Annotated in this window: 14 protein-coding genes; all 14 read right to left on the reverse strand. The window is 28.2% G+C overall.

Translation table 11 applies throughout. The features are described 5' to 3' along the window. Nucleotides 1-4: 4 nt before the first annotated feature. From ABYK18_RS00755 to ABYK18_RS00820, 14 genes are read right to left on the reverse strand one after another with little or no spacing between them, the layout of a single operon-like run. A complete protein-coding gene (locus tag ABYK18_RS00755; protein ID WP_373034643.1) occupies nucleotides 5-1,900 on the reverse strand; it encodes a hypothetical protein in 1,896 nt (631 codons plus the stop codon). Next, a complete protein-coding gene (locus tag ABYK18_RS00760; RefSeq protein ID WP_373034644.1) occupies nucleotides 1,900-3,123 on the reverse strand; it encodes a glycosyltransferase family 4 protein in 1,224 nt (407 codons plus the stop codon). The genes ABYK18_RS00755 and ABYK18_RS00760 overlap by 1 nt, the downstream gene beginning before the upstream one ends. Beyond that, on the reverse strand, nucleotides 3,108-4,238 hold the full coding sequence (wecB, locus tag ABYK18_RS00765) for a non-hydrolyzing UDP-N-acetylglucosamine 2-epimerase (protein WP_373034645.1): 1,131 nt from the start codon (nucleotides 4,236-4,238) through the stop codon (nucleotides 3,108-3,110). The genes ABYK18_RS00760 and wecB overlap by 16 nt, the downstream gene beginning before the upstream one ends. A 1-nt stretch (nucleotide 4,239) precedes the next feature. Beyond that, nucleotides 4,240-5,343 carry an NAD-dependent epimerase/dehydratase family protein gene (locus tag ABYK18_RS00770; protein ID WP_373034646.1) on the reverse strand — a complete coding sequence of 368 codons (1,104 nt, stop codon included), beginning with the start codon at nucleotides 5,341-5,343 and terminating at the stop codon, nucleotides 4,240-4,242. Further along, nucleotides 5,344-6,369 (reverse strand): polysaccharide biosynthesis protein, encoded by a 1,026-nt coding sequence (locus ABYK18_RS00775; RefSeq protein WP_373034647.1) that lies wholly within the window; start codon nucleotides 6,367-6,369, stop codon nucleotides 5,344-5,346. A gap of 57 nt (nucleotides 6,370-6,426) precedes the next feature. Next, nucleotides 6,427-7,530 carry an acyltransferase family protein gene (locus ABYK18_RS00780; RefSeq protein ID WP_373034648.1) on the reverse strand — a complete coding sequence of 368 codons (1,104 nt, stop codon included), beginning with the start codon at nucleotides 7,528-7,530 and terminating at the stop codon, nucleotides 6,427-6,429. Between the two features lie 18 nt (nucleotides 7,531-7,548). After that, complete coding sequence (locus ABYK18_RS00785; RefSeq protein ID WP_373034649.1) at nucleotides 7,549-8,682, reverse strand: glycosyltransferase; 1,134 nt, start codon at nucleotides 8,680-8,682, stop codon at nucleotides 7,549-7,551. A gap of 40 nt (nucleotides 8,683-8,722) precedes the next feature. Next, the gene (locus tag ABYK18_RS00790) at nucleotides 8,723-10,183 is read right to left on the reverse strand and encodes a radical SAM protein (protein ID WP_373034650.1); all 1,461 of its coding nucleotides are present in this window, start codon (nucleotides 10,181-10,183) and stop codon (nucleotides 8,723-8,725) included. Beyond that, nucleotides 10,177-11,097, reverse strand: a complete 921-nt coding sequence (locus ABYK18_RS00795; RefSeq protein WP_373034651.1) for a transketolase family protein — start codon at nucleotides 11,095-11,097, stop codon at nucleotides 10,177-10,179. Before ABYK18_RS00795 ends, ABYK18_RS00790 begins: the two co-directional genes overlap by 7 nt. Further along, a complete protein-coding gene (locus tag ABYK18_RS00800; RefSeq protein WP_373034652.1) occupies nucleotides 11,087-11,914 on the reverse strand; it encodes a transketolase in 828 nt (275 codons plus the stop codon). The genes ABYK18_RS00795 and ABYK18_RS00800 overlap by 11 nt, the downstream gene beginning before the upstream one ends. Beyond that, nucleotides 11,907-12,821 (reverse strand): GDP-L-fucose synthase family protein, encoded by a 915-nt coding sequence (locus tag ABYK18_RS00805; RefSeq protein WP_373034653.1) that lies wholly within the window; start codon nucleotides 12,819-12,821, stop codon nucleotides 11,907-11,909. The genes ABYK18_RS00800 and ABYK18_RS00805 overlap by 8 nt, the downstream gene beginning before the upstream one ends. Before the next feature lie 19 nt (nucleotides 12,822-12,840). Beyond that, complete coding sequence (locus ABYK18_RS00810) at nucleotides 12,841-13,779, reverse strand: NAD-dependent epimerase/dehydratase family protein (protein ID WP_373034654.1); 939 nt, start codon at nucleotides 13,777-13,779, stop codon at nucleotides 12,841-12,843. After that, nucleotides 13,776-14,612 carry a hypothetical protein gene (locus ABYK18_RS00815; protein WP_373034655.1) on the reverse strand — a complete coding sequence of 279 codons (837 nt, stop codon included), beginning with the start codon at nucleotides 14,610-14,612 and terminating at the stop codon, nucleotides 13,776-13,778. The genes ABYK18_RS00810 and ABYK18_RS00815 overlap by 4 nt, the downstream gene beginning before the upstream one ends. Beyond that, nucleotides 14,613-15,773 (reverse strand): DegT/DnrJ/EryC1/StrS family aminotransferase, encoded by a 1,161-nt coding sequence (locus ABYK18_RS00820; protein WP_373034657.1) that lies wholly within the window; start codon nucleotides 15,771-15,773, stop codon nucleotides 14,613-14,615. Nucleotides 15,774-15,775 lie beyond the last annotated feature (2 nt).

A 15,775-nucleotide genomic window follows, 5' to 3' on the forward strand; every position in this document is an offset into this window, starting at 1 on the left:
ACTGTCATTTTATTGGATTAATACTTACTGAATCATTCTTTTTTTCTATTTTATAAAGAGTATAAATATTTGTATTTGATTCTGCCTTAAAAAAGCTTCTATTTTTATTTAGCAGTTCTTGATTTAATGATGCAAACCAAATATAATCATATTTCAAAAATGTATTCATCATTTCATCAGATGTTTTACTAGAAAATGAACTATCACTAATAGTGGCTTTTGCCGGTATTAAAGAGTACTTCAATATATTATTTAAACTTCCATTATTTTTAACTGGAAATATCACAAATATAGTAGATTTTTCAGGTATTTCTTTGAGTATATTTTCTGTTGCTTTATCTATTTGCAATCTAAAACTATTTGTGAATTGAGAATACAATGGCTTAAAATAAGGTTCTGTTATAAATGTCAGAATTAGAATAACTCCTAACCCTGATAAAAAGATTTTATTATTTGTAAATTTTTTTGCAAAAGATTCTGTCCCTTGAAATACAGGGAGATATAATGAAAATCCTATTAATAATAGAGGCAATATTGACATATTCATATATCTAACAAAAGATGGGATTCTTAATGCACCATTGCCAAAAGCAACCAAAAAACTAAAATACAAAATAAATAAATAAATAATTGTAATTAACAGCATGTAGCTAGAGATTACACTTAAATCTCTTTTTTTATTTTTATTTTCTGTTATACAGTAAGCTAGTAAACTCATAAGAACAAAAAAGAAGAAAATGCCTATTGTGCTTAACTTGAGTTCTTGCTTATATTTTGGCATAAGTCCATAACTAAATTCATTGTAGTTAAGTGATATTTGTTCTTTATGCAGTTGTTGATATTTCACAACAGTCCAAAATCTTTCTTTTACTTCCTTTTCTACCTTTGAATCCAAAACTTTTTCATCAGATAGTAAACTTTTAGCTATACCACTTATGGTTTGACCTTCTTTTGAGATTCCATGAGAATCTAATCTTATTCCCCACACTTTCAATATAAATAATAATGAAACCAGAATTGCAATGAAGATAAACACAAGTTCTTTTTTTTCTTTTATAGTTGATAATAAAGATTTTTCATCTCTTTGTTTAACTTTTAATATTTCTAAAATAAACATCATCCCAATTGATGCTATTCCAAAGTATAAACCAATTTCTTTTACCAATAAAATAGAAACTAATGGAAAGATAAACAGTAAGAATTCTTTGAAAGTAAACTTATCTGATATATAACTCAAGACAATTCCAGCAAACATTGCCCCAACCACATGATCCACATAAATAGAGCTAAACCAATGACCAAAATCAGCAAATAAAATCATTTGAGAAGCAAAGATTAAAACTATCCAATGTATTTGCTTAAAGTTTAATCTCTCATACATCATAAGTGTAGAACTAAAAAGTATTAGAAAATATGCAAAATATAATTTCCCTTCAGTGAAACCTGTTGGCAGAACTATGAAATATTCCCAAGTTGATATTCCTGGGGGATAGTTTATATGCGCTGCAACACTTGAGGCATCATAAAATGCATTAAAATAACTCATCTCTTTTATAAATGCGCCCCAGTGTGAATACTCATCCCAAAAAAACAACTGTGAATCTTTCATCAAATACAGATATGCAATACTACTTAATACATATATTGCAAATGGCACCGACTTTAATGCACCAAACATTTTTTCTTTATGCTTTACACTAAACAATAGCAATAATCCAATACCACCATAAAACAGTAAATATGCTCCATATTTTAAGAAATTTATCATTCCAAAAAGGAATAGCACCGTGATAATAAACGTTATAGATAAAAAGATTGATACGGAAATATTCTTTTTAAAATTAATATAAAAAAGTGCAGCAAAACCAAATATTGGTAATAATGAAATAATTGCTATCATTATTTTTCTCCTATTGTTAATTTAAGCAAAGAGTCAATTATTCTCTCTTTATTAAAAGCAGTATTAGTAAGGTGCTCACAATTTTTTGTAAACTCTTCTATACTTTTTTCATCTGTATCAATACATTTAATGAAGATTTTTTTAATCTCAGAAATATCATCTGGTTTAGCATAGTAGCCTAAATTATTATCTTTTATAATATCAGAAGCATCTCCATTTATAATAGCTAAAATAGGTTTATTCGCTGCTATATATGTTTGGATTTTAGCTGGAACAGTCAGTGAGAATATTGGTTTATCTACTAGAGATACTATTAAAAAATCACTTGCTCTAAAATATTTATACATATCATTTCTTGGCTTTCTACCCCAAAAAATTATATTATCAAAGTTATGTTTATTTACTAAATCTTTTAAAGTTTGAAGATGTGAACCATCACCAATAATGTTTAGTTGTGCTCTTTGAATATACTCACTAGGTAAATCACCAAATGATTTTATAATATTATCTAGATTTTGAACTTTGCCTATATTTCCTGCAAAAGTAAAATGAATTTTTTTATCTTTGTTAAATATAAAAGGTTCTAAATCTTTATTAAACTCATCAGCCCAATTTGGTAAATATTTAATTTCTTTATCATTTTCTATATATTGCCTAATTCTCTTTACAAAACCATTTCCTGAAACAGCAAAATTGGAACTGTTTTTATAAACAAATTTTACAAAAGAATTTAAAAAAAACTCTAAAAACTTTGTTCTTTTAAAGCCATAGGCATAAACACTATCCGGCCAAATATCTTGTATCCATAAAGTAACTTTTTTATTATAAAACTTTTTGAGTAATACAGCTGGAATCATACCTGATAAAGCACCAACATCAAATCCAAAAACATAATCATATTTTTTGCCAATTTTTAAACTTACAACACTTCCTAAAAACATGAAAACAAAATACTTAAAAAATTTTTTAAATAGACTTTCTCTATATCCAGTAACCGCTTTTACTCTATAAACATTCATATCTTCATATTTATCTTTAGAATACCATCTATTTTCGTAACCACTAAATATTTTACCTTGAGGATATGTTGGCATTTGAGTCAAAACATCAACCTTATAACCTTTTTTTTTCCACTCGAGAGCTATCTCATTTATTTTGAATTCTTCCGGGTAAAAGTACTCAGTTACTATCAAAATATTTTTTGCGTTCAACTCTTCTTCCACACCACTTTATTTACATAGTCTGTATACGACAAGATTATTCTCAATACTTTATCAGATACATTTGACATACTATAGTCTGCTACTGTTCTTAAAGTATTTTCTTTTTGAGTAGTTAAAACTTCTAAACCTTGTAAGATTCTCTCTTTTTCTAGTCCTACCATCATAACAGACGCTTCTTCCATAGCTTCTGGTCTTTCATGCGCTTCTCTAATGTTAAGTGCAGGAAATTTCAAGATAGATGACTCTTCACTTATTGTTCCACTATCGCTCAAGACTGCTTTAGCCTCTTTTTGCAGTTTTATGTAGTCATTGAATCCAGTGGGTTTCATCAGTGACACTAGAGAATCAAATTTAACGCTTTTTTCTTCTATTTTATTTCGCGTTCTAGGGTGCGTTGAAATAATTATTGGGAGTTTATATATATTTGCAATGGCATTTATTGTATCCACTAAATCTAAAAAGTTCTTATCAGAATTTATATTTTCTTCACGGTGTGCTGAAATCACAAAATACTGACCTTTAGCCAAAGATAGTTCTTCAAGTATATTAGAGTTATTTATATCTGTTAATTTATTGTTTATAACTTCATACATTGGACTTCCAGTTTTTATTACCCTGTCAGCAGGTAGTCCTTCTCTAAGTAAATATTCCCTTGCGATATCACTATATGTAAGATTTATATCACTAGTGTGATCAACTATTTTTCTATTTGTTTCTTCTGGAACTCTTTGGTCAAAACATCTATTTCCTGCTTCCATGTGAAAAATTGGTATTTTTCTCTTTTTTGCAGGTATTGCACAAAGACAACTATTAGTATCTCCTAATATCAAGACTGCATCAGGATTTTCTTTTTCTAAAACAGGGTCAACAGCAATTAAAATTTTACCTATTGTTTCAGATGGGTTGGCTCCAGCAGCATTTAGAAAATAATCCGGTTTTCTTAGATTAAAATCATTAAAAAACACTTCATTGAGTTCGTAGTCATAATTTTGTCCAGTATGAATTAATATATGTTCAATCGCATTTGATTCTTCAAGTTTAGCAATAACACAAGAAAGTCTAATAATCTCCGGTCTTGTGCCAATAATAGTTATAACTTTTAACTTTTTAATCATTTTAAACCTTTAAATAATATGTATCCGGATTATTTACATCATAGCACTCATTTGCCCATATTAACAATATCATCTCTTCATCACCTATATTTTTAATATTGTGGCTGTATCCAGGTATCATTTCCACAACTTGCATCTTTTTGTCATCAACACGATATGAGATAATTTCATTTGTTAAAATATGCTTAAACTCAATTATTGCTTTGCCCTTAACCACTAAAAACTTTTCATTTTTTGTATGATGATAATGATCTCCGCGCTTTATACCAGGGGCAGTTGTAGAGAGTGAAAACTGTCCACTATCTAGAGTTTTTAAAATCTCATAAAAAGTACCTCTATCATCTTTATGCCCTTTTAATGTATAAGAAAAATCATTCATAGATAAATAACTTAAATAAGTAGCATAAAGTGCTCTTTCAAATCCAGAAGCTACTGCCGGAATAACCAAAGTTTCTCTATTATTTTTGAATTGATACAACAATTCTTCTATTTGTCCCAAAGTCTTTTTATATACTATATCTAAATGAATATATTTTTCATCAGTTTTATTATCTAATTTCTTAATAAAAGATTTTACTACATCATCAATATAAACAAGATTTAATTCTACATCTTTATCATTTACTTGTATCTCTAAATTATTAGCTATATTATGACACCATGTAGATATAACTGAATTGTAGTTTGGCTTTGACCACTTACCAAAAACATTTGGTAATCTATAAATATATACATTAGTACTTGTTTTTTTCGCATAATTAATTAATAAATTTTCAGCTTCTAATTTACTTTTTCCATAATCGTTATTTAGATTTGCTTGAGTCGATGATGATAATAATATGGGTGTGTTTTTATTTGAACTAATTAAAATATCTGCAATAGTTTTTGTTAAATCACTATTTCCTTTATAAAATTCATTTACATTTTTAGGTCTATTTACACCTGCTAGATGAAATATAAAATCAACTTCTTTGACATAAGCTTCAAGAATACTTGGAGAATCTTTTTTACTGTATAAATATAATATAATATCCGAATCTCTTTTTAAATGTTCTATTAAATTTTTAGCAATGAAACCATTTGAACCAGTTATAAGTATCTTCAATTAAACTATTCCGAATTCTTTTAAATCATCTTGAATTTCTCTAAGGTCTAACAACATCTCTCTTAACTCATCTTCATTTAGTCTATGAGTATTGTGAGAATGATATTCATGTGCTTCAGTTACAACAACTTCCCCATCCTCAAAAAATTTATCATAATTTAAATCTCTATTATCTGCTGGAATTCTATAATAACCTTCCATGTCTATAGCATTAACCATCTCTTCGCGCGTCAATAAAGTCTCGTAAAGTTTCTCACTATGTCTTGTGCCTATAATACCAACTTTATGCTCCGGTTTATTGAGCATCTTTTTCAATGTGTTTGCTAAAAGCTCTATAGTCGCAGCAGGGGCTTTTTGCACAAATATATCCCCGTTCTTACCATTTTCAAAGGCAAACAATACAAGTTCTACAGCTTGATCCAAACTCATCATAAATCTAGTCATAGAAGGGTCTGTAATTGTTATACTTTTATCATTTCGTATTTGATCTATAAATAATGGTATAACAGAACCACGAGAAGCCATAACATTGCCATATCTTGTGCATGCTATCATTATTTCATTTTCATCAAAACTTCTGCTCTTTGCAACTGCTACTCTTTCCATCATCGCTTTACTTACACCCATAGCATTTATAGGATAAACAGCTTTATCTGTACTTAAAACAATAACTTTTTTAACATTAGCATTTATTGCAACATTTAATACATTTTCAGTGCCTATAACATTAGTTTGAACCGCTTGCATAGGATAAAATTCACAAGATGGCACTTGCTTAAGAGCTGCTGCATGAAACACATAATCAACACCTCTCATTGCATCTATAATAGAATTTATATCTCTAACATCACCAAGATAAAATTTCAACTTATAATTGTTATATTCTTTTCTCATATCATCTTGTTTTTTTTCATCACGAGAAAAAATTCTTATTTCTTTTATATTTGTATCTAAAAATCTTCTAAGAACTGCATTTCCGAACGACCCAGTTCCACCAGTAATTAATAATATTTTATTTTCAAACATTTTCTAATTCCTTATCAATGCAATTCTAACATTATTGTATATATAAGCATATTAAAATTAACACAACCCTAAAATCTTATATATTTTTTGTTTCATGAAACTAGTCTTTGATTCAAATAGTATATAAGCAAAAAAACTATATAGATAGACAAAAACCAACATAAAGAAAAAAATAATAAAAGCATTTACATTAGGAGTAAGTTGTATTATAATTAAATCTTTATAGTTTAAAATAGAAAGCATTAAAACAATGAATGGAAAATGAAATAAATAAAGCGAGTAGGAGAAATCTGCAAATTTTAAATTCATTTTATTGAAATAATTAATCTTTAAATTCGTATACTTAATACCATTAATCATCAGAACTAGTGATGTAGCTAATAGAAAATCAACTACAAATCCATCATATATTCTTGAAAATAACAATACAAAAAACAAGACTATTATAGATATAAATACATTAATAATGTTTTTATTAATTAATAAAGAGATAGCCCCTAATATCCAAATTGATGAATATAAAAGCAACTGACCGTTACCAAAAAATAGAATCATTGCAATAATAAATAAAGCAAAGATAAAAGTTAATCTATTAATAAAAAATAAAATAAATATTATATAATACCACCACTCATTTGATAAACTCCACAATGGAGCATTTGAGCCTAATGTATTAATAGAGATGCCCTGTAAATTAAATATGTTTCCAATTATATTAACATAACTCAATCTATCTATTGGAATATAGTTCATAGCTGAAAAATGATAAAAATTTAAATAAATCTTTTCATCAAACATAGTATGACCAATAGTATCAAATATGTACCCTAAAACAATTGCTGGAATTAGGACTATATAAATTCTTGTGAATCTATTAACAAAATATTTTTTTATAAAGAATACATCAATTTTATTATAGATATATTCATTAAGAATTTTTCCACCAACTAAATATCCAGAAATTACAAAAAAAACTATAACGCCCTGATGTCCAAATCCTGTAATAAAATAAAAAAATTTAATAAAAATAGTTTTATTCATACTGTCAATACTTTGATAATCTAGAAAGATAAAAGACCTTAAATGTCCTGAAACAACAAAAAATGCAGCTGTCCATCTTAAAAAATTCAATACATTAGTTAAATTATTATTTATATTCAAAATAAAGCTTTTTTGCAATTAGTTATAATTGAACATATTAATATATTCAATTATTAACTTATCATTATTTAATTTACTATTAACATATTCTTTTACATTGTTTGATATTTCCAAATATTCACTTTGAGAATATTTTAAAACAGTTGAAATTGCGAGAACAAAGTCTTTTTGGTTTTCTAAACTTATTGAATAACCAGCCTTTTGATATTCTAAATCAATCCAAGGGGTTTGATCACTTATCAATGGTATTAACCCTATTTGCATTGCTTCTACAATAGCATGTCCAAAGTTTTCATTTTTAGTTGGTAAAAAAAACATATGATATTGGCTCATTATTTTTGAAACATTTTCGGGTTTTACTGGAGATTTATATTTAATAATTATATTATTATCCATAAATGAAAGTTGTTCTAGGCATTCATTCCAATAATTTTCATCTTCTATTGTTCCATAGATATCAAAAACTATATTACCTTGAAATTTATATTTACGCAATATTTCTAATGCATAAAAGAGATTTTTTTTTCTTGATATTCTAGATAAAAAAATAATTTTTATCTCATTTTTATTTTTTTTAATACCTTCAAATGATTGTTCATTTATAGTTGTTAAATTTGCAATACAATTTACTTTGTTAGGAAATAATTTTTGTATATCTACAGTCTCTATTTTATCTGTTGAATGGAATACGACACTATCATATAAACATAGAAATTTAGAAACTTTTAAAAATAGTTTTTTCTTAACATTCTTAATTGATAAAGCACCATCAGACAATTCACCTCTTGGTGCTAAAATAATTTTAGTATTTATTAATCCAATTTTTTTCAGAAATAATATTACCTGTGTAAATTTTGAAAAAAAACTATTCAAATAAACTACGTCTGGTAAACAATTGTTTATAGATAATTTAATAGTATTAAAATTTATTTTAGATAAGTATATAACTTTATATCCGTGAAACCTTATTGGTTTATCAAACTCCACATTGTCATATACATTATTCTCTCCAAAATCACAATTAGATGTAAGAACAGTAAAATTATACTTATCTTTCAAAATATTACATATCGATGAAATAGATTTTACAGGCCCTCCAGCTTTATAACCAGGTAAATAATTATTAGTTACTATTAATATTTTTTTACTCATAATAACTCAAGAAAATATTCATATTTATTCATTATTAAAACTAATTTTCAAGAATTTTTCTTTTCAATCTAGTTTTAGTAATCTCTTCCATATGCTCCCTTACATCTAATCCAAATTCTTTTTCCAACATGTCCAAATATTTTGGATTACTATTATATTCATGAAAAGCATTATCTCTAAAGAGTACTATATCTTTAGCACTCACTGTTTTTGATGGTAGCGGTTGAATGTTATAAGAGTGTTGAGAATACCCTGTCCATTCTTTCGGTAATTCTAAGCCTTCTTTCAAAGCTATATTATAAAGTTCTGAGCCCGGATATGCCATAGCACAATAAAAGTTTCCAAACTCACAGTTTAACTCTTTTGCCATATCTAGTGTATCTTGCATAGATTCTAAAGTATCATCTGGTAAACCAAATATATAGTTTCCTATTACTCTTATACCTTTATCTTGAATCTTAGTTACTATGCTCTGGATATCTTTTACCTTCATCTTTTTAGAGGCACCATCTCTTACTTCTGCATTTGCTGACTCTATTCCTAATGCTAACCAGTTAAACCCAGCTTTTTTCATTCTAGATAAAGTATTTTCATGTATAGTGTCTACTCTTGCATAAGCCCATATATTTAAATCTAAATCTTTTTCTATCAGTAAATCAATTATCTTCATATAGTGTCGTTCATCAAGAACAAACATCTCATCAATTATTTTTATATTTTTTATACCATATTTTTTATTTAATAGTTCCATCTCCTGAACTACCAGCTTAGGACTTCTATATCTTATACTATTTCCTCCAAATGGAGCATTTATACAACAAAAAGTACATTTATATGGACAACCAAGTGATGTATATATAGCTCCATAAGGCATACGATTTTCAATATTATCAAAACAATGCCAGTTATGAGCTCTATACTTCTCCATTGGGAGTAAATCCCAAGCAGCAATTGGCAAATATTTATCTAAATTATCTATGAGTTTTGGTTTTGCGTTATTTTTAATTTCGTTATTTTCTTTGTACCAAAGTCCACTGACTTTTGATAAATCATTATCACTTTTTATACACGCTATCAATTCCTTTAAAGGAATCTGTTCTTCACCTTCTATAACAAAATCTGCATTTTCTTCCTCTATAGTTCTTTTAGGAAGTGCTGAAGGGTGAAGTCCACCCATAACTACTTTACTATTTGTGTATTCTTTAACTGCTGTAACAATACGACCTGCTATAGTCATATTTTGAGTACTCGCAGATGGTTGATTTCCATAAACTATGACTGCTACTAAAAGAGGGTTTAACTTTTTTATTTTTTTAGCTGTCTCATCAGGAGAAATATTTTCAGCATTTGAATCTATTATAGCTACCGTATAACCTTCATTTCTGAGAAAAGCAGCATAGGATGCTATTTGGAATGGAGGTTCTATAGCTGTTAAATCTTTGCCCAAATCTTGAAATACTGCTTTTCTGTCACCAGGATTTACAAATACAATATCTACCATTGCAGAGCCTTTTTAATCTCTTCTCTTATATCTTTATCACCCAACCCATTTTCTTCATGAACAAACTCACGACTTCCTATTTCAAAAGTATATTTTTTTTCAAATCCTAAATTAACAATTTTTTTATCTTTAAAATTAAAGTTTATTTGAGCATCTAAACCGCCGCTACTTTTAAATGCCTCTTCAATCGTTATAATAGTATTAATATCTTTTAATAATTTCGCTAATTTACTTTTATCGTAAGTATTAATAAAATATAAATCTATAAGTGTTATATCAAATTCTTTAGCTATTTCCATAGCTTTTTGACTCATATACCCTGTAGAGATAATAGCTAACTTTTTGCCTTTTTGTAAAACTCTAAATCCATTATCAAAATCTTGAATATCATCTTTTAAAGCTATCATTGGTTTAGCATCAAATCTTACATATTTTGGTTTCTTTATAGATAGTGTTCTTTGTACATAAGCTTCTGCCGTCATATAATCACTTGGAGAAAACACTTCCATATTAGGCAATGTACTCATAATAGATAAATCTTCTAAACAATGGTGAGTAGGTCCACTCATAGCATAACTAACTCCTGCACCAACTCCAATTAAATTTATATTCATAGGTCTTACATGCGAGAGTACTGATATATTTACTCTTATTTGTTCATAGCATCTCATAGTGATAAATGGAGCAATTGCATAGGCATATACAGTAAACCCTTCTAAAGCCAAACCTGTAGCTACATTTACAAGGTTTTGCTCAGCAATTCCAACATTTATAAATCTATCAGGATAATCTTCTCTAATTTTGTCCAGTATTGGAGCACCAAAGTCAGCTGCAACAAAAAATATAGTTTTATCACTTTTCATTTTCTCATATAAAGAAGTTAAAAAAGTGTCTCTCATAGCTTTAATCTGCATTTTGAATTTCCTCTATTAAAGTGTCTATATCATCTGGTTTAACAGAAAGTATATGACTTAAAGAGTGTGTCTCTAAAAATGGAACACCTTTTCCCTTTATGGTATTTACAATTACTACTTTTGGTTTATTATCTCTATCCTTTATTGCTTCTTTTAATGTTGAATACACCTCTTCAACATCGTGACCATCTACTATTTCGTAAACGTTCCAATTAAACGCCTTAAACTTATCGTTTAATGAATTCATATTTATAATATTTTTACTAAAATCAAGCATAGAGACCTTGTTATAATCTACTATTAAAGTAACATTATCAAGATTATGTTGAGGAGCAAACATTATAGCTTCCCAATTTGAACCTTCATTTAGTTCACCATCCCCAGTTAACACAACTACATTTTGTTTATTTCCTTTAGTTTTAAGGGCAACTGCTATACCACATCCTACTCCTAAACCATGACCTAATGAACCATTTACTGTTTCATACCCGGGAATGATAGGATCTGGAATACCACCTAAGAATGTACCATCTTTACAAACATTATCTAATTCGTTCTTATCAAAGAAACCAACATCTGCAAGAAGAGGATACATAGATATAGAACCATGCCCTTTAGAAATAATAAATCTATCTCTATTGTTATCTCTTGGATCTTTTGGATTAAAATTTAGTATATCTCCATAATATAAAGACACAAAAATTTCTATCGGAGATAAAGATGAAGCAACTCTTGTTTCCGGTGCTATTTTATGTATTTTAAGAGTTTCACATCTTATAAATTTTGATTTTTCTTTTAACTGTTGTATGTTACTCATAATTTTCCTTATACCATTGATAAGTTGATTTTAATCCATCTATAAACTTAACTTTTGGTTTCCAGCCAAGTGCTAAAAATTTACTACTGTCTAGTAGTTTTTTCATCGTGCCGTCTGGTTTTTCACTATCCCACTCAATTTTACCTTCATATCCTACAACTTTTGAAATAGCTTCAGCTAACTCTTTAATAGAATAGTCAGTGCCTGAACCAAGGTTATAATGATTATTTTCCAATTTTTCAGTATTTTGCATTAAAAAGATAGATGCACTTGCTACATCTTCACTATAGATAAATTCTCTTCTTGGATTTCCACTACCCCACAAAGTTAAACTATCTTTGTTTTCTTGTTTTGCTGTATCTATCTTTCTTATGAGAGCCGAAAACACATGAGAGTTTTCTAAATCAAAGTTATCGTTGGCACCATATATAGAATTTGGTACAACACAAATAAATCTATTTGTATTATATTGAGTATTGTATGATTTACATCCAATTATACCTGCTATTTTAGCAGCTGCATAACCCATACTTGTCTCTTCAATCGGACCTGTTAACCAATATTCTTCTTTCATTGGTTGTTTGCAGACTTTTGGATAAGTACAAGATGAACCGTAAAAAATAACATTTTGAACTTCGTATTTATTTGCCATCTCAAATATATTATCTTGAATCAGTAAATTTTCATGTAAATAAGAAGCTGGATTAGTTTTATTGCCAATTATTCCACCTACTTTACCGGCACATAAAAATATAAAGTCAATTTTATTTTCCTTGAAAAAGTGCTCAACCTTAGATTTATCAGTTAATTCTAGCTCATTATGTGACCTGGTAATAATATTTTTATATCCATCATTATTCAGTACTTTAACTAAAGCACTGCCAAGTAAACCAGTGTGACCAGCCACATATATTGCAGAATCTTGATTAAACATTGGCAAACTTACTATTATTTATAATTGTATATCCCTTTAAAAGCTCTTTTATACCCATATCAAGGCTAAACTGGGGTTTAAATCCTGTTGCTTCTATTTTATCATTTGAAACTATGTAATTTCGTTGATCTGGGTCTTTTCCAATTTCCGCTTCCATAATTGTAAAGTTCGGTACATGCTCTTTAATCTTTGCACACAACTCTAGTTTTGAAAGATTGGCATCAGACAAACCTACATTATAAGCCTCACCTTTCATAGTATCAAAATTATCTATACCATGGATAAAAGCATTTGCAACATCACGAATATGAATATAGTTTCTTTTAAAATGACCTTCAAAAATCACAATAAAACCATCATTTACAGCTCTATATGTAAAATCATTTACAAGTAAATCTAATCTCATTCTTGAGCTCATACCAAATACTGTAGCAAGTCTAAAACTCATAGAGTTTTCTCTCTCTAAAATGATCTTTTCTGCATCAACTTTAGTTTGTCCATATGTAGAAATTGGATTTAATGGTGTTTCCTCCGTACAATATATACCATCTTGACCAACACCATAACCACTATTAGTAATTGGCATTAAAACTCTTTGTTCTTTTGATAAAACATCTGATAATGTTTGAACTGCATCTCTATTTGTTGTAACTGTACCAATAGCATCACGATTACATAACGGAGCACCAACAAGTGCAGCTAATGGAATAATTATATCTTGCTCTTTAGTTAATGATTTTAAAAGTGACTTATCTCTAGCATCACCTTTAACTACATTGAAATTATCAAGATGGCACACATCAGCCAGTGAGTTTTGACCAAACATGAATGTATCTAAGACTGTAACTTTATGACCTAACTTGAGTAATTCTGGAACCATAACTGAGCCTAAGTAACCCCCACCACCTGTAACCAATATATTTGAACTCATTTTTTTTCTCCTATCATATTGTTAATTAGATTATAGCATTTTTTCAATTCTTGAATGTTATATCCCCTAGCTTCAATCACCAAATTAATGTTATTATCCATTATATTTTTTTTATACTTCTCTAGTATCATATATTGAATACTGTCAGAAAAGATCATATTATGATCATCTTCTAATCCGTTGTTTTCTGATAAATGAATTTCAAGTATTCTGTTTGAATAATTACTGAAAAGTAAGTTTACCGCTTTTAAGTAATCAAATCCATAAAATCTAGCTGATATTTTCAAATGTCCTAAATCCAAAAGCAAATATACTCTTTTATCTAAATCCATAATTTCTATTATTTCATCAATATGAGATCCAAAACAAGTTTCATTTTGTCCATTTGGAAATAAATTTTCTAATGCAAGCTTTTTTTCAAAAATTGAATAGTACCAAAAAATATTTTCCTTAATTCCATCTATACTAAACGAATCTTTTCCATCTATTAGTAATTCATTTTCAATATTAAATTCTTTTTTAAATCCTGCATGTATAGAGTAATACTCTATATCCAAGTCGTTTACATACTTCATACTCTTAATAATAAAGTCTCTTGTTTTACTTGATGTGTCTGCAAAGTTCAATACAAAATCTTCAGACGGTGGAGGAAAATAACTATGAACTAAAAAACTAAACATATCTGTTTTTCTTAATTCAACAATACTTTTCAGCATATTATTTTGTATTTTTGTTCCGCCAGACAGCTCAATATTTTTGGTAATATTTTTTAGTGCAATTATTGAATCAATAATGCTATTTTGTTTTACACATGCAGAAGATATATATAGCAATTATAAACCTTTTAGCGCCATATATAAAATATCTATCTCTTTAGTTAAATCATGAGGTGAATTTCCTACAAAAAAGCCATTGTTATGTGCATAACTCGCATTATCTGATTTAGTCACTTCATAATCAAAATATTTAATAACATCATGTTCCAAAAAATTCCCGCCAGTAATAATTCTATATCCAATTTCAGCATCACTTAGTGCTTTAAATACTACTTCTCTATCTAAATTACTATCTGGATGAATAATCATTGCAAAACTAAACCAAGAACTTTCTCCTGTATCCCTTTGAATTATAAACCTATCATCATTTTTAAATTTACTTTCAAAATACGCTGCATTTTTTCTTCTTTGAATTATCATATCGGGTAATTTTTTTATTTGTTGTAATCCTAAAGCACCTTGAAGCTCTCCTGGCCTTACGTTATATCCTGGAAGTATAAATCTATATGCTTCAAAAAAATCATCATCTTTTTTCTCATAAATCGGGCTATTTTCATCCTGATCTCTTGTCCATCCATGATTTCTAAGTGATTTACATAATGAATATATCTCAAAATCATCCGTTAATATTAAACCACCCTCCATAGTTGAAATATGGTGAGAAAAGAATGTAGAATATGTGTTAATAAGTCCACTAGTACCTGTAAACTTACCATTATATTTAGCTCCCATTGATTCGCAATTATCATCAAACAATACAATATTATTATCTTCACATAGTTTTTCTATCTCATCATAATAATTTGGATTACCAAGCACTGAAACAGTAACAATCATTTTAGTATTTTTTGTAACTGCCTTTTTAAGTTCTTCAATATCGTAGTTTAAAGTATCAAGTTCAATATCTACAAATTTTAGTTTTAAACCATATTGTTGAAGTGGATAATATGTGGTAGCCCATGACACACATGGAACAATAACTTCATCACCTTTTTTTAGAGGATTTTCTTTCTTGTAAAATAATGCTGCTAACCCTACTAAATTTGCTGAGCTACCGGAGTTCACCATAACAGCATATTTTTTTCCAAAAAAACTTGAAAATTCTTTTTCAAACTGTTTGACATTTTTACCCATTGTAAACATATCACTTTCTATTACTTGAAACATTGCATCTTTTTCTGCCTGATCAAATGTTGAGTAAGCTAATTCATAATTCATAT

This window comes from Sulfurimonas sp., from assembly GCF_041563495.1.
Lineage (GTDB): Bacteria > Campylobacterota > Campylobacteria > Campylobacterales > Sulfurimonadaceae > Sulfurimonas.